The sequence below is a fragment of the Polaribacter pectinis genome, from assembly GCF_014352875.1.
Taxonomy (GTDB): Bacteria; Bacteroidota; Bacteroidia; order Flavobacteriales; family Flavobacteriaceae; genus Polaribacter; species Polaribacter pectinis.
In genome coordinates, this window is sequence record NZ_CP060695.1 from 2,661,215 (window position 1) to 2,677,220 (window position 16,006).

General features: G+C 29.7%; 18 protein-coding genes. 3 read left to right on the forward strand and 15 right to left on the reverse strand.

The features are described from left to right. Positions 1-324 precede the first annotated feature (324 nt). The 9 genes from H9W90_RS11895 to H9W90_RS11935 form a co-directional block, all read right to left on the reverse strand. Positions 325-651 carry a hypothetical protein gene (locus tag H9W90_RS11895; RefSeq protein ID WP_187481808.1) on the reverse strand — a complete coding sequence of 109 codons (327 nt, stop codon included), beginning with the start codon at positions 649-651 and terminating at the stop codon, positions 325-327. Continuing rightward, on the reverse strand, positions 638-1,228 hold the full coding sequence (locus H9W90_RS11900; RefSeq protein WP_187481809.1) for a relaxase/mobilization nuclease domain-containing protein: 591 nt from the start codon (positions 1,226-1,228) through the stop codon (positions 638-640). The genes H9W90_RS11895 and H9W90_RS11900 overlap by 14 nt, the downstream gene beginning before the upstream one ends. Positions 1,229-1,231: 3 nt before the next feature. After that, a complete protein-coding gene (locus H9W90_RS11905; protein ID WP_187481810.1) occupies positions 1,232-1,672 on the reverse strand; it encodes a hypothetical protein in 441 nt (146 codons plus the stop codon). After that, complete coding sequence (locus H9W90_RS11910) at positions 1,672-2,052, reverse strand: DUF2958 domain-containing protein (protein ID WP_187481811.1); 381 nt, start codon at positions 2,050-2,052, stop codon at positions 1,672-1,674. The genes H9W90_RS11905 and H9W90_RS11910 overlap by 1 nt, the downstream gene beginning before the upstream one ends. 11 nt (positions 2,053-2,063) lie before the next feature. Then, the gene (locus H9W90_RS11915; protein ID WP_187481812.1) at positions 2,064-3,554 is read right to left on the reverse strand and encodes a type IV secretory system conjugative DNA transfer family protein; all 1,491 of its coding nucleotides are present in this window, start codon (positions 3,552-3,554) and stop codon (positions 2,064-2,066) included. 127 nt (positions 3,555-3,681) lie between these two features. After that, positions 3,682-4,398, reverse strand: a complete 717-nt coding sequence (locus H9W90_RS11920) for a hypothetical protein (RefSeq protein WP_187481813.1) — start codon at positions 4,396-4,398, stop codon at positions 3,682-3,684. Further along, on the reverse strand, positions 4,399-5,499 hold the full coding sequence (locus tag H9W90_RS11925) for a hypothetical protein (RefSeq protein ID WP_187481814.1): 1,101 nt from the start codon (positions 5,497-5,499) through the stop codon (positions 4,399-4,401). 536 nt (positions 5,500-6,035) lie between these two features. Then, positions 6,036-6,647 (reverse strand): hypothetical protein, encoded by a 612-nt coding sequence (locus H9W90_RS11930; protein WP_187481815.1) that lies wholly within the window; start codon positions 6,645-6,647, stop codon positions 6,036-6,038. 56 nt (positions 6,648-6,703) lie between these two features. Continuing rightward, positions 6,704-7,150 (reverse strand): hypothetical protein, encoded by a 447-nt coding sequence (locus tag H9W90_RS11935; protein ID WP_187481816.1) that lies wholly within the window; start codon positions 7,148-7,150, stop codon positions 6,704-6,706. 300 nt (positions 7,151-7,450) lie between these two features. Between H9W90_RS11935 and H9W90_RS11940 the strand changes: the two genes are divergently transcribed. Next, positions 7,451-8,479 carry a Ppx/GppA phosphatase family protein gene (locus H9W90_RS11940; protein ID WP_187481817.1) on the forward strand — a complete coding sequence of 343 codons (1,029 nt, stop codon included), beginning with the start codon at positions 7,451-7,453 and terminating at the stop codon, positions 8,477-8,479. A 40-nt stretch (positions 8,480-8,519) separates the two neighbouring features. Here H9W90_RS11940 and H9W90_RS11945 read toward each other — a convergent pair whose 3' ends face one another. From H9W90_RS11945 to H9W90_RS11960, 4 genes are all read right to left on the reverse strand, one after another. Continuing rightward, positions 8,520-8,843, reverse strand: coding sequence for a hypothetical protein (locus tag H9W90_RS11945; protein WP_187481818.1), 324 nt, complete (start codon positions 8,841-8,843; stop codon positions 8,520-8,522). 99 nt (positions 8,844-8,942) lie between these two features. Next, positions 8,943-9,371: a hypothetical protein gene (locus tag H9W90_RS11950; protein ID WP_187481819.1), complete on the reverse strand. Its 429-nt coding sequence runs from the start codon at positions 9,369-9,371 to the stop codon at positions 8,943-8,945. Positions 9,372-9,456: 85 nt separating this feature from the next. Further along, on the reverse strand, positions 9,457-9,789 hold the full coding sequence (locus H9W90_RS11955) for a helix-turn-helix domain-containing protein (RefSeq protein ID WP_187481820.1): 333 nt from the start codon (positions 9,787-9,789) through the stop codon (positions 9,457-9,459). Positions 9,790-10,029: 240 nt separating this feature from the next. Beyond that, positions 10,030-10,530: a replication protein gene (locus tag H9W90_RS11960; RefSeq protein WP_187481821.1), complete on the reverse strand. Its 501-nt coding sequence runs from the start codon at positions 10,528-10,530 to the stop codon at positions 10,030-10,032. 130 nt (positions 10,531-10,660) lie between these two features. Between H9W90_RS11960 and H9W90_RS11965 the strand changes: the two genes are divergently transcribed. Together H9W90_RS11965 and H9W90_RS11970 are read left to right on the forward strand one after the other, a co-directional pair. Then, on the forward strand, positions 10,661-10,858 hold the full coding sequence (locus tag H9W90_RS11965; protein WP_187481822.1) for a hypothetical protein: 198 nt from the start codon (positions 10,661-10,663) through the stop codon (positions 10,856-10,858). Positions 10,859-10,960: 102 nt separating this feature from the next. After that, entirely contained in the window at positions 10,961-12,649 is a 1,689-nt protein-coding gene (locus H9W90_RS11970; protein WP_187481823.1) for a recombinase family protein, read from the forward strand. 61 nt (positions 12,650-12,710) lie between these two features. On the opposite strand, the gene H9W90_RS11975 is transcribed toward H9W90_RS11970, so the two are convergent. Beyond that, positions 12,711-14,891, reverse strand: coding sequence for a DEAD/DEAH box helicase (locus H9W90_RS11975; protein WP_187481824.1), 2,181 nt, complete (start codon positions 14,889-14,891; stop codon positions 12,711-12,713). Further along, on the reverse strand, positions 14,888-15,832 hold the full coding sequence (locus tag H9W90_RS11980) for a HamA C-terminal domain-containing protein (RefSeq protein WP_187481825.1): 945 nt from the start codon (positions 15,830-15,832) through the stop codon (positions 14,888-14,890). Before H9W90_RS11980 ends, H9W90_RS11975 begins: the two co-directional genes overlap by 4 nt. Positions 15,833-16,006 lie beyond the last annotated feature (174 nt).

A 16,006-nucleotide genomic window follows, 5' to 3' on the forward strand; every position in this document is an offset into this window, starting at 1 on the left:
CTAAAATTCCAAAAGTAATAATTAATCAGGATAAAAATCACTTAATAAAAAATGTTCACATCTATTTTTACTTGTTAAATCTCTTTGTGGATATTTTTCAACCTGTCCAAAGTCGTCTGCGAACTTTTTGAACAGATAACTAGCGATAACTCAAGTCGAAAATTCTTTTGAGACATCGCTAGGCAAGATTGCTTTTGAACAGTTCAGCGGAACTTTTTCAAAAGCAGTCTTGCCAAAGGACACCTTTGGAATCCAATTTACCCAAAAAAAGAAGACAGGAGAATTACTTCGTCCTGTCTTGTATTTTTGAAATGTGTTATTAAATTATCGTTCTAACTCTTGGTCTTTATTCTTATTAAATTTTAGTTTCTGTAAATCTTTCAATCGACTATTCTCCCTTACTTTTTCTAATGAAATTCGTGTTGGGTCAAAACCTAAAGTCTTTAATCTATATCGTTTATTAAATCCTTGAACTCCCACAATTTTGCCACCTCTTGAATATAATTCTATACCCGCTTTCTCTAATTCTTTGAAGTAGACTTTTTCTGTTCTAGCTTTTGAAAATACTTGTATTAATTTGGATTGAATTTCTTGACGTTCACTTCTCTTCCCTCTCAAGTTTAATTCTCTATCAATATCAAGCTGTAACATCTGTTCTTTTTTTTTTAGAATGATTTACTTTACTATGCTCCAGTCCTAATTCCTTTTCTTGGAATTGCTCCATACGAATTTTTACATCCTTAAATTCTTTTCTTGAAAGGCGAACTGGTTTTCCTGTAGCGAATTCTAAGGCAGAAATCACATTATGAATATGCAAGTGGTCTTTATCAGAATGCATTGTTGAAATTACCATAGAATTTGGGGAACGTTCTTTTGCGTATTTCCTCGCAATCTTTAAAAGTACTTTTTTTGGCAACTTATCAGTATCAGATTTATGGAAACTTACTATTTCATGATAAGCACGGTTTGCATTACTTCTCTGAACCTTTCTTTTCAATTCATTAGATTCAAATTGTTTAACCATATTTTGAATTCTCTTTTCCAAAATTTGCTCTTGTTTTACTAAATCTGTTTTTGCCTCTTGCATCTGTTTATCAAAATTTCTATCTCCTTTGATAAATTTATTCATAATAAAACCCAATTCTTTCTGGTTCTCTTTCGTTAGAATATATCTGATGGTATTCTCAAGTGCCTTTTTGGATTTTATTGATTTGCTTTTAATAATCATAATTTAAGATTTTAGGATTTGTGAAAATGATATTTCAAATTTTTCTAACCTCTCCAGTATTGAAGTGATTTCGTCTGATTCCGTCTCATCTAAAAATTCTTCAACCATAGCAATGAGGTGCATTAATTCTAAATGAATTTCTGCAATTTCCTCAACCATATATATTGGTTGAGTTTCAGAAACCAACTCCTTATTAATTACGTGATATAAGAATTTGGAAACACTAAGTTTTCCTCTTTTTTCATCAATTTCATCTAGCTGTTGGTTGTAGAAACCAAGTGTAAATTCTTTTCTATTTTTCCTTTTTTGTTTGCGGTAATACGAATAGTACAACTTCCTGTAAGCTTTTTTAGCTTCCTTTATTTGATTAAGCGAAGCATTTGGATTGTTTTGTAAAACACAATCCAAATACTGATGCACAGATGTATATTCAAAGGATTCCATTATCGTTCTAAATCTTGTTTTTGATCCTTATTCTCTTTTATATCCTTAAGTTCTGACTCCCTTTTATGAATTTTAGGTTTTATTAATTCATCAAAAGTAATTTCATCAAAGTGAATATCTCTTTCGATTTTCAAACCAAATGGCAGGGTCACAGATTCTAATTCTGTTATCGAGAAATATCCAAACTCGTCATATATTCCATTAGGACTAGGCACTAAATCTTTAACATATCCATAACAGATGTTGGTTTGTGGGTCATACTCTGAAGCAAACCAAGTAGCTCCTCCTACTGGTGAAAAGAACTTGGCAATCACCAACGGGTTTTCTTTTTCAGATTGGTCGCCCACTTCTTTAAACCTTTTTTCTAATTCTTTTGTCATCAATTTCATAGCTATTCAATTTTAGAGTTTGTATTCGTTTCTTTATTTTTATCATCATTTTCTTCCTCAGTAAGATACTTATCCAAGGACAAGTATTGTGTTGTGAAGTTGAGTGATTGCCTTTGCTCATATTCTTCAGGTAAATCAATCTTCATTGCCTCTATAAATTTTCTGATTTTGTAATATGGCTTCACTGAACAATACAAAGCTTTCATACCGCCATTAGGAATTACAATAACCTTATCTACTGGCATCGTTCTAATTTCTGAACCTGTCATAAGAGGTCTGGTGCGTAGCATTTTCTTTTCCTTGTCCTCGTAATACTGATAGTCTCCTAAAGCTTTGGATATTCGGTCACATTCATCGTTTAAACCTGTCATATAGACCTTACAGGCGTTATTAAGGATGCTTTTAGCATTATACTGTCCATAATTCTCATACAATTGGCTCTCCCCCTGCAATACCCCCAGTATAGACATGTATTTTCTCGCATTTGCTATTACGTTTGAAAGGCTTGGAAGTGGAATAGAACTCAACTCATCAATGAGTAAATACAAATCATTATCCGAATCTTTAGGAATGGAGCGGAAGATTTCTGTAAATAATTGCTCAAAAAACAAACCGAAAATTGGACTATAATAATTCATATTAGAAATATTACAGTTTAAAAACAAAACAATTTTTTCCGTTTTCATGCGAGAGAAATCGAAGGAATCTAAACTCGTTACATCGCAAAGTGATGGGTCTTTTCCAATAAAAGATAAATGAGAAATTGCTGAACTAATAATATTAGATTTTGTCTTCTCACTATTAGCAATAACACTTTTATATGCTCGCCATTGGTTTTCTGTAGCTTTGTCTGCAAAAAGTCCATTAACAGCAACTTCATTCCCTGCTAAGTTCTCAAGCAGATAATAAATATTTGCGATGTTCTGATAGATTTTTGAAGTGTTTTCTAATAAGAATTCAATGAGTAAACTGATAAGTTCTATAGATTTTAAATCCCAAAAGTCAGATACCTTTTTTCCGTTTTTCTGCACCAACATTGTGGCTACTTTTGTTACATCCGAAGGGTTCTTTATACGATGCAAAGGATTGTAATAAATAGATTGCTCTTTATTATCAGGGTCAAAACTATACACTTCATATCCTTGATTGATGAAGTAATTCGTCATTTTTGAAAGTTCCCCAGACGGATTATTTATAATCATACTGGCTGGCTTTTTAGCTGTTGCAATATTGAGTGCACTTGGAATTAAAAAAACAGTCGATTTACCAACACCACTAGGTGCAAAGCATAATAAATGTTCCTTTGATTTTTTTGATGTTAAAAACTTTGTTCCTGTAATAGAAAGTCCATCGTATCGTGCAGAAATTAGTTTACTCTCTTGACCAAATTTTGCCGATAAATTATGTTTACCTCCTAATAGATTTTGAAGAATTCCATCTAAAAACTCTTCACCTTTTTCTGAAATATGTGAAAGTGTATCTTGAATATTCATTTGTCTAAAAGTTGTTTGAATGCGTTATTGAATGTGGTTAATAATAATTCTCCTGCCTTGGTGATCATGTAGGCGCAAATCAGCAGTATCTTCCAAAAAAACTTGAGTAATATTCCAAGAACCTTCATCAGATCTTACTATTTAAGTTTGCGGTAAATTTGATAGAGATTCCCAATCTTGAAAACAATTGCATATACAATTGTTTTAGCTTCTGAAACAGTTCGTCTTCAGCTATTGTCTTTGGCTGGTACACAACGATGACTTCTATTAAATTAGAAGGTGTAATCCCTTCAGCTTTACTCAAAAATATTTCCACCAAATCATCTGTTTGGGCTTCTAATAAGTGAATATCTTTAACTCTAAAAACTGAAAACCAACGTGTATTTTCTTGTAAATCTGAAAAGACATATAGTCTACTTTTACTAATAGAATCTTTCTGTAGAACCCTTAACTCCTCAACAATTGGCAACCAAATAGAAGAATGGTTGTAAATACTACTATCCTTAGGTTTGTTTAATATATCCTCAACACCTTTATTAAAGTTAGTAACCAATCTTCTCCTTTCCAGCTCATTACCTAAAAGTGCTTTTTCTTGAGCTAATGAAACCAAATCACGACTGTTATGTATCAAACTATTCATTCTTCCGTACCTGAAGGTAGCGGAACGCCATAAATCTGATTCAAAACCAAACTGAATCATAATATTTTTAGCATCTGGTGTGGCAATAAAATCAGTCTCCGTTATGTCTTCCAATACCGCAATAACGGTATTGGAATTTTCTGAATCGGTGCAGGCTGATATCATCAACCCAATCACCATTATGTAGATATACTTTTTCATCATTTATAATTTTATTGCTTTATGAAATGACGGAAGTGTTGGAATGGTATCTCCAAAGAATTTTGGAACCTCTCCGTCAGAACGATGAATACAGTTTGTTGAATAAAATGTTTTTTGACTGTCTTCGAAAAAACGTTGAATCAATTCTTGTATGTCTTGTGCATAGATTTGTATTTGCCTTCTTGCAACTTCTGCATCGGCTTGAACTTGACGTACAGAAATAATTTTGTCCTTAAGTTCTTGAATCTTTTTGACTAATACTTCAACAGCTTCTTTGGTAATATTGTAGCGATCTAAAAGCTTTTTCTCTTTACTATTTAAACCTCTAAACTCTACCACCAAGAAAGCAATAATTGAAAAGAATAAGTTTAAACAAGCAAAATAAAGAGGATGCACACCTGTCCCAAAATTGTTACTACTATTAAAAGTTGTAGTCCTAAAAATCCCTAAAATATAGAAGATGATAAAAAGGAAAATAAACGCTCCAATAGTAATCATTCTCTTTTGTGCAGGAGTTTTACCTTTCGCAATGATTTCGCCTAAATTTTCTGCTAAAAAGAAAATTCCTAAACCAATTGCCAATCCTATTACATAAGAAACAATTAACGGGTAGCCCATAGCCTGTAAAGCCGTACCCGAAAGGAGCGTATCAACCAACACTAAAAAAACGAGCGTTAAGCGTGTCCATTTATACCTATCTGCTTTTTTTAATAAAGAATCATCACATGCTGCCAATTCTCTCTTTTTTAGACGATGTTCTGTTTCTATTTTCTCTAGCTCTGTTGATAATTCGTTGAGTTTAATATCAGCTTCTTGCTTCTCTGAAATAATATGAAAACTTTCTATTTCAGATTGTAGTTCCTTCTTAGCAGTCATCATCATTTTTGAATACGCTCCTTCTATAACACCACTGTAAACATCTTTTTCACAAGTAGCTTCTGGTTTAGATGGCTTCATAGCCCCTAAGTCTTGAGCTAATGGAATCGCAATAGTTGATTTAATCGCTTCATGCTCTTCTGTTAGCTTCTTTTCTAAATCTTCAATTTTATATCTGAAGATAGTTATGTTGTTACTTTTCTGTTTATTATCTAAGGTTGCTTTCATAATTTTTTGTTTTTAAGTTATACATTGAGTTTGCGCGAAGTTTCCAGTCGCTTTTAGACTGAAAAAAGCTGTTGATGATTTTCAATAGTTCTGTTTTCATAAAAGTTTTTTTTATTGTTGATGAATAAATAATTGAAATCGACAGATTTCTAACTCAGCTGGTAATTCTGTGCCCTTACTGTTTTGAAATAATTCCAGTAATTCTTGACCCGAATAATTCCCATCTTCATAAGGAATTAGTACATACTCATTGGTTTTGTAATTATGATAGGCATCACAATTTCTCTTCCTATAGGTTCTTACATAATTATGATTAAGTAAGTAATTTCTAATACTTTTGAAAGTGTAATTTTTTTGTGTTTTCATAAAAAACTAATTTTATATATAATTAAAATTGTACTTTTATAAAACGTAAAATCTCCTTATGGATATTTTACATTTCCATACATACGAGCCTATAATAGCGTTCGTTAAAGGGTCAATATGAACAGTACGCCTGCTTCCGCCAAGAATGTATAAGCGTACTGTTTTTTTAGTTATTCTAATTCCTTCAGTTTTGAAATGAGATCTATTTCCTTAAATTCTATATTAACTTTGATGTGTTTAGCATAAGCTTCTTTAAAGCATTTATCTTTAATAAATGTTAATTCGTTATAGCTCATTCCTAATAAGTAACTAGCATAAATTTTTAGCCTTCCTATTTTAAAAAGTTGCTCAAAACTATCAATGATGAGATGCAATTTTTTAAAAGATTTTTCATCCATTTTATTGTTATTAAAGTTTTTCAGTAGTGCATTAAAATCATTTTTCAACTTTTTACCATTTTCTGTTTTAAAAGCGTTTTGCATAGCATAAAATTCCTGTGCTTTTGATACATCCATACAAAAACCAGCATCAAGGTTTAGAACTTCCAATACTTCTACTGTTTTTCTTTTCTTTATATGCTTGATAAATCCACTTACATGAAACCCCAACTTGATGACTTGCTCTTTAAGAACATTATCATTAATCGATGTCCAAAATGTAAAATCTTTGCCTGGAGTTAATTCTTTGGTTTTTAAAACTCTTTTTAACTCTTTGTAAGTTTCTACCATTTCATTTACAAATGATTGGTTGTGTTCGATAATTTGTTTTACTTCAGTATTCATAATTATTTATTTTAGTTTTAAAAATGTACTCAAGGAATTATGAGTACATTAGAGTATTATTTTTTTAATTCTGATAAAAGCCATAATAAAGAAGGATTACCTTTGTATTTCTTTAATCCTTCTAGATTAATTTTCAAAGCCTGTTTATGTAAGTCTTTTGCATCTTCTATATTAGAAATCATTTTACTCAACTCATATTTTGTATGAGCCGTCTTGAAGTAATATTTGGGATTGGCAACTTCAGTTTTTGAGCTGTTGGCGATAATAAAAATGGAATTGAATTTTTCATTTGCCTGCTCTAAATTGAATAATTTGTTAGAAACTTTAGACTGGTAAAAGAAGAATTTCCCAACAATATAATCGTAGTGCATTTTTAAGTGCGATGGCAATAAATATGTTTCTATGGAGAATAACTCATCCTTGATGGTCATTCTGCAACCACATGGGCAATCTAAAATTGTATTTAACTTTTGTAAATACGAGAAATTTACTTTTGCTTTCATTTTTAAGCGGATTTAAGATTAAACAAAATTATTTAACATAAATGCGCACGCTGAAAAGCTGTAAAAAAGATGGTAAGTTTTGAAGTGAAAAAATAGAGAAAATAAAGAAAATAAAAAAAGCCAAAACTGAAAAACAATATTTCAATTTTGGCTCTTAAAAAGATATAAACACAAAAATTGAAACAAAAAACATGTTGTTTCTTATCAATTAATCCACGTTGCAGCGGCGCATTTATGTCTCTATTTGAAACAAATATACGATTTTATTTTTAATGAGCAATTTTATTTTACTTTTGTTTTATGGATATTCAATACAGTAGAGATCGATATATAGTTATTTTAGAGTTAAGCTCTACAGCTATTAAAATATTGAAATTACAACCAAAAATTATTGATAAAAAATTAAATAGGCATGAAATAAATAGATATAAATCTTTTACTATTGGTGCAGTAATTAAAAAATATATTGAAAACAATACTCTAAATATAGATTTATATAAAAAGCATATACTACCTATTATAATAAAAGAATTAAACTCTATTACAAGACTTCAACCACAAGCTATTAGAATATTAGCAACGGGTTATTACAGGAGTGTTACGAATACCAATAGTCTATTAAAAGTCATTGAAAACTCTTTTCCTAAATACGTTAAAGATAAAGGCATCGTATTAGAGATACTTACGCCAGATGAAGAATCTTATTTAAGTTACCTGTCATGGGAGAAGACCTATTTATTTAAGGAAAATGTTTTAAATGAAAATAATTTAAAACTCAATATAGATGTAGGGGGTGGTTCCACAGAAATAACTTTATTTAACAAACCTCCATTTAAAAATACTATTAGTCTTGAGGTCGGGGTTGATTATTATATGAATGATATTTTAACTATAGAGTATTTAGATAGCACTACAATTTGGTATCATCTTATCGAAGCTAAGAAAAATATAAAACATCATTTAAATGAAAAAATAATTATTCCTAATGAAAAAATTAAATTTGCCATTTGTACAGGAAGTACACTCATTCTCGATAGAGAGGACGAAATAAATAATCAAATTCTTACATTTAATACCGCTTTAGGAAATACTATTTTTAGTACAGAAAAAGAATTAAGTGAACGAATCGAATGGAAAGGGCGAAAGCAAATAAACATCAACAACAATGAGAGAAAAATATTTAGAAAGCTATTTGGACTTATTATATTAAATGAAATTTTAAAACATTTTAATGTGGATTATAGTTACAATAATTTAGCAAATTTAAGAATTGGAGCCTATCATCAAACAAAAGAATATTTAATGCAACTTCACGGTTATAAGATTTAAAAAAACTCCTACTAATAACAAGTAAGAGTTTTAGGTTACCTTAACCTGAGACAATAACGGATTCAATTTTCTTAATATACCTCTTTCTAATTTCAGCAAAGGTAATTTCTCCTAATTCAGCAAAATCTGCAGAACGAGTAATTACTATTTTTAATGGAGCTTTTACTTTATTTTTTCCTTCTAACTGAATAACTTCCCACTTAAAATATTGGTCAATATAATTATCATCATAATTTAATTCTTTTTTCTTTAAAATAATTAGAAAATCATCTAACGGGATTGTTAAGTTTCGAGCAAGTACAGTATAACTGAACCAACACATTTCACCTTCGTAAATACGTTTATTAGGTCTATATTTTGACATTATAATTAAGTTTTAAATTCTTTATTATAATATGATTAAACCTAATATATGTAAAGTTTTAAGCAACTGATTATCCTTGTTTTAATAAAAACTATTATTCTACATTGCATTATAGTAATGAGTAATACCAAGAGAAGCTGCATCAAATTGCGCACTTCTAAAATGTTCAGTTTTTGGGTATTTTGGTTTATCAAACATTAAGTTTGTAAAAGCCTCTACATTCCTTGAAATTACTTCTGCGATTTCATAACGTGTTTCTGCTTGCCAATTACTGAAAACAAGTCTTATTTGTTCCCGCGAATATGATGATAGTGCAAATCCTTTTTGTTTAGAGTATTTCTGAATAGCCCTTAAGACCTCAATAACTCGTTGCGATTTATTAGAATAAGTACCTCTAAAATCTTCAATTATTATTCGTTCTGGTTTTAGTTTGCGTATAAGGTGTTTGACTTTTTGAAGTACAACAGTATTATCGATAGGCGTAATACTTATCATTCCCTTCTCAATTACTTCAAGTGGATTTTTCATAAGTACAAAACCAAATCCTAATGCATTGAAATACAATGATAGGATACACTCTTCCCCCTCTTGGACGTATCTATTGTCATTCATATTATTCTTGGTTTAATGAATTGACAAATTCATTGATGTATGCTATTCTATTATTACTCTTCGGAGGTTGTTCAATTTGTAATTGTTCAACAAGTGATCTACTTCTTCGCTTAAAAAGAACTTTAAGCTCATCATATTGATCAGCAAAAAGTTCAATAAGTGGAGCTTTGAAGAGGATGTGGTACAAGAGAATAATTCTTGGATTCGGCTCCCGAATTCCTTGTTCGATTTTGGATAAGTTTGAAGTATCAATATTTAAAAGATGTGCAATATCATGAAGTGGTATGTTTAATCTTTTACGATATCTTGATAAAGAATTTATTTTAAGTGTCATGTAAATATAAGAAGCGTTGGGGTTAAGCTATCAACGCTTTTTATATTATAGAATATTCTTACTCAACATCACACTATTTAAAAATGGTCAATGTGACCAAAAAAATTTGCGGTCACCTCAATATCCGTGGAAATGGCTGTGTATAAAGATTTCTTTCGTATTGCAACGTAATAATTTATCAAAGCTGATATTCTATGAATGCTGAAGCATTCATTACATCAACCTCAATAAGTTAATGAATTAAAGAGAACCTTTATCCTTCCCTTCACGCAAAACCTGCTGATAGCGTTGAAAATCTGTTAGACGTTTATGATAGGTAGAATTTACCTTAGTTTGAGGTTTTAGTTTTGTATCTGTTAGTTTTGTAGTGAGTAAAATCTTCCTTTGTGAAGATGCTAATTGTACCTTGGGCTGTGTACAATCATCCCTTCCGAATAACAGACAAGAGTAATATATACGCATCTGTCCTTTTCTATCATTACTGCTTTCTAACGTTTGATGCGATGTTGTTTCTGCTCTTATAAAACCTTTTTTAATCAATAATGAAATTGCTTGTGTTATAGATTTTCGAGACAAGCCTGTTGTATTTATAAAATACCGATGACTTATCCAGTCTCGGCTTTTTCTTTTACCATTTTTTGATACCCAACCTATTGTTTGACGCAAGATGATGAGAAGTACTTTTAATTCCTTTTCAGATAAGGATGGGAGAAGATTATCGAAAATAGTATTAGGAATCATCGTGGTAGACTTATAATTCATCATTCAAGTTTAACAACTTGAATTCAATAATATAGTCAATGTTTTTGGTCAATATTTTGACCATATTTAAATAATATTCTCATATTGTTTTTAAAAATAGTATTATGATATGACTCGACTTATTCCAATTGAATTAAGAAAAGAATCTTTAGAGAAATTTAAAACTATTTTTTTTGAAAAGTATAATTACCAATTATCAGATGAACAAGCCAAGGAACAAGGATTGAAACTTATGCGTTTAATGGTGGTTCTTCTTGAAAATATTGAAATTGGATTAGGCAGAGGGTCAAATAATATGATAGAGTAAAACTGCGACACAAATTATCAGTTTAAGTATTGAAAGAGACAACCGAACAGTTTTTGTGTCGCAACTTAAACTGACTATTCGGTTGTCTCTTTTTATTTGCTTATGAACCCATATAAATACATCCTATATGCTCGAAAGAGTAGTGAAGATAAGAATAGACAAGTAACATCTATTGAAGACCAGATTAAAGAATTAAAACGTATTGCAATAGAGCTTGATATTCAAATTGTTGAAATAATTTCAGAATCAAAATCTGCAAAAAAACCAGGGCGAGAAGGTTTTAATAAAATGCTACAAAAAATCCATCAAGGTAAGGCAGATGGAATTTTGTGTTGGAAATTAGACAGACTCGCAAGAAATCCAATAGATCATGGAAATATTGCTTGGATGCTACAACAAGGTATTATTCAAAGAATAAAAACGCACAGTGGCGAATACAAGCCTTCTGACAATGTTTTAATGATGCAAGTCGAGTTTGGTATGGCAACTCAATATGTCAGGGATTTACGAACAAATGTAAGACGTGGAACAAGACTAAAAGCGGAGCGAGGTTGGTCTCCATCTCCTATTCTTCCCATCGGGTATAAACATAACCCTCTATACTTAGCCAAGGAATCAAATATAGAGATAATACCAGACACTAAAACATATAAAAAGGTAAAACAACTATGGGAAATGTTACTTACAAGAGCATATAGTGTTGCTGATTTAAAACGTCATGGTGATGCTATTGGATTGAAAAGTAAAAAGGGAAATTACCTAACTCTAAATACTTATCATTTACTATTCAAAAAAACATTTTATGCAGGGATTTTTGACTGGAAAAATGCCGAAGGAAGTAAATCTTTCTATGAAGGTAAACACAAAAAAATGATAACGTTTCCTCAATATGAAGAAGCACAAAAAATATTGGGAAACTATCATCGCCCAACTAGGTGTAGAGAGAGAAATTATACATTTCCATTTAGAGGAATAATGAGTTGTGGAGAATGTTCAGGGTACGTAACAGCTGAAAAAATTCATCAAGTTATCTGTACAAATTGTAAATATAAGTTTTCAATAAAAACCAATACGCAATGTCGTAAATGCAAAACTGATTTTTATGAAATGAAAAAGCCTGTTGAAATTATAAAAAAATATTACCGTTGCTCTAAAAAGAAGAATAAAAATTGTTCACAAAAAAGTATAGAAGAAGAACAAATTATTAGTTACGCAGGAAATTTTGCAGAAACAATGAAAATTGATGATAGATTTTACGAATGGGCTAAAAATGAAGTACTCTATCTTGATTCTATAAGTGAAAAAGAGAGTCAGGTAAAGGAACTAACCAAAAGACAAAACGAACTTATAAAACGTTTAGATGGTCTTATTAATATGAGAGCTGATGGGCAGATAAAGAATGATGTTTTCATTACAAAGAGTGATGAAATAAATAAGCAACTTCTTAGAGTAAAATCAGAATTACTCCACGAACGTGATTATAAAAACAACACCAGAAAGGTAGCTTTAAAAAACCTTTCCCTTGCAAGAAATGCAGATGAAGCATTTGAAAATGCTGATTTAAAAGGAAAAAAGAACATCATTCGTGAACTTGGGTACAACCTAACTTTAAAAGACAAATCGTTAAGTATTATAACGCCAAAATGGATAAACTACCTCAAAGAATACGTTATTGAAATAAGTGCCCAAAATCCTTGGGTACAACCTAAAAATAAGGTTGATAAATATAGCTCTTTTAGGGATTTCACACCACTAAATATTAGTTTGCTGGCAGAAAGAGACGTTAAATGAACGTGTCAGATTGACCATTTCTTTTTATAAAAAATTATTCCTTTGTTTTTTAGTTTTTAAATTAAAGATTATTTAAAACTTTATTCTTCTCATATTTCATTAAAGATTTAGAAAGATGTAACTTATTTTCCTTGATGAATTCTAAAATTAGATCTTGATTTAAATCTTTAGGAATATTCACACCTAATTTCTTTATTGCACTTCTTGGTATCCCATATTCTGATAATATGGATAAATTTTCAGGTAAAAAATCATTTTCAATATGATTTGAATAGAATGAATAATTTCCTGCTCTTAATCCTCTTTCTTCACAAACAAATTTTTGAATTTCATTTATAACTGATAACCATTTGGGTACTTTATATTGAAACCAATGTTTTAATATTTGAAAAACTCCTTGAATTGCTATATCCATTAAATCATTATCAGATTTATTCCTATTTGATGATAAATTTCTAATGTATGAAAAGTTACTATTAATTAACTGATTTATGTTTTGCTCCAACCCATAATTAAAAGTCATGAAAGTTAATCTTTTTGCAGTCATGGGTCTAGTTGTTTCTCCTTCAACTATTAAATTATCCCATGCCAAATCAAAAATATATTTTAATTGTTCATATTTTGGGAAATTATCCCATGAGATTAATTCATAATTGTCATCAATATCAGATCGTAAGGTGTCAAAAATATTTCTTTGCCCTTGAACCTTTACACCATTTCTCATAATAATATTTTTTTCACCCTCTGGAATACTATCGATAGCTTTAAATTGAGTAGAATTTTTATTCTTAACCTCAGATTTATCAATTTGAATTAGAACTTCATCTTTTATAGGGTTTTGTTGATAGAAAGGAATGTCAATTATTATTTGTTTTTTAATTGGAGGAGGATTAAAATTGTAAACATTACCAACAAAATGAACCATCATTCTTCCAGCTCTTCCTTTTATATTTGAATAATCAAAATAATCTATATCACGACCACCCTTAGTTGAATCAAAATATATAATATTTTTAGCACTAGTATTTACTCCTTCAATAATAGTACTTGTACAAAACAAGTACTTTAATTTATCTTCGTTAAAGTAATCTATAATTGATGTTGTTATATGTTTTTGTAATGCTCCATCGTGAATACCAATGTCGTAATTTAAACATTTTAACAAACTCCAACCTTTGGTAATATATTCTTCAATCCATTCTTTTAACGGATAGTTTACTTCGCTTTTAGGTACGTTTTTTTCCTTTAAATAAATTGAAAATTTTTTTGAAACCCCTCTAACCCTATTTGGAGAAGAGCAATATATAATAGTTTGCTGGTCTCTCAACTCATATAATAATTCAAATAATACTTCTTCTTTAAAATCTGCTTTCTTACCTCTTACACCAAATTTATCCTTATGGTTTTCATATATATTAATTTCTTTTGAATCAACAAGTGAGTAATCACTTCTATGAAAAGTAGCGTTATATTTTTGCTCAAACCCCTCACTAATTCCATCAATATTCGGCCCAAGTAAATAAAATTTTGGGTTATATTTTTTTAAAATATAATAGAAAGCATTATTTAACGAAGATGACCTTTCATCATCCCTTTGACCACTTAATTTATAAAACTCATCTATAACGAAAAAATCAATTTTTGGGAACTGATTATACTCATTTACTCGTTCAGCAGTAAAAAGAAATATATTCCCTTTTTCGGTAGAAGGTTCTTGTGAAGTCCTTACAATTATTTTGTAATCATTATTATATTTTAATAACTTCTTTCTAGTCTCATCCAACAGAGCAAGTGTTGGTTGAATAATAATAATGTTAGAATATTTATTGGAAGATATTATTTCTTCAAAAAGTAAACTTTTTCCAAAACTAGTTGGAGCACTTACAATTATATTTTTTTCTGACTCTAAAAGAGATAATAAGTATTTCTGTTCTTCATGAAAATACTTATTCAAATAATCAGAATGATAATAATTTTTTCTAATAAGCGCATCTGTTGTTGTTGGGACTAAACTTTCTTTTTCTAAATAAGGATAGAATCCTACAGACTCTACTAAATCAGTTAATATTTCTTCAAACTTACTATCAAACTTATCTTTATTATTAAGAATGTTAATGATAAGTTTTTCAGCTAAATGCCTATTTTCAAGAATAAGAATGCTACATTCTTTATAGATTTCAAATGTTTCATCGCCATTTAAATTTTCTGAAAACTCTATTTCTTCTATTATTTTATTTATCATAGATCCAAAGATTGAATTTTACTTAAATTCTCATGAAGACCTTTTACCAGTTCTTTTTTATCTTTTACAGGAAATAAAATAAGAATAATATTTAATCGAGATTTTAGTGGATGATCATTATTTTTATCAAAATAAGCCTTAAGTTCCCTCATCTCTTTCGTATAAATATCAATAAAATCTTGTGATAATTCGTCAATGCTACTATCCCCAAGCAGTTCAGAGTTATAAGTACAAAGTAGAGGTATATTTATAGCATTGAGTTGATTAATTAATGTATTCTCCTTTGATAATAATTTTAACCATTTATCTTTTTGAGGTATGTTGTCAAAATATTTGATTTTCTTGGAAATAAGTGCAAACTCAGAATTCAAATAATCAGTATTAAAATGTTCTTTAATATCTTGAACTAATGCTTTAACACCATTTTTACCTGATTTATATAATTTTGATTCGCCCAACCACAAACTATTATTACTAGGCTGAATATGAACTGAATCAAATCCATGAACTGCATGGCCTCTTGTATCTTTAAAATGTATTTTAGAAAGTAAAGGAATTGTATTATAGAAATCTCTTAGTAATAAGTGTAAGATTAATTCCCCAAACTCCCCTCGTCTTAAAAACTTATCTTCAATATTGTCCTCAATTTCAGTCTCGTCTCTTAGGTAAATGTCTCTTGCATTTTTAAAAGAATCTATTTTATATAGTGATTTAGCTGCCTCAATTAAAACAGGTAGTGTATCAGTATTACTTGTTACTCCCCCATCATGGAAACCAAAAGAAAATTCATGTATAACCTGTGTGAGCTTACTTATAAGAGGCTTTATTCTATAGACACTTTCATTATTATTATCAATATCAAACCCTACAAAAAAAGTACTTAAATCATTTTCATTTATTTTATGTGAAATTATTGAATGGGAATTAAAAGGTGTAGACATATATTTATCATATAACATATTTTTTCAATGATAAAGATAATTATTTAAATACTAATACTATATGAACTATTTAATTATATATCGATAACGCAATTTATAGAAAAACTTTTGAGTTTTTAAGCTAAGAGGAATGATTGAGTAAATTCTAAAGGATTTACTCCCCTAAAAAGGAAC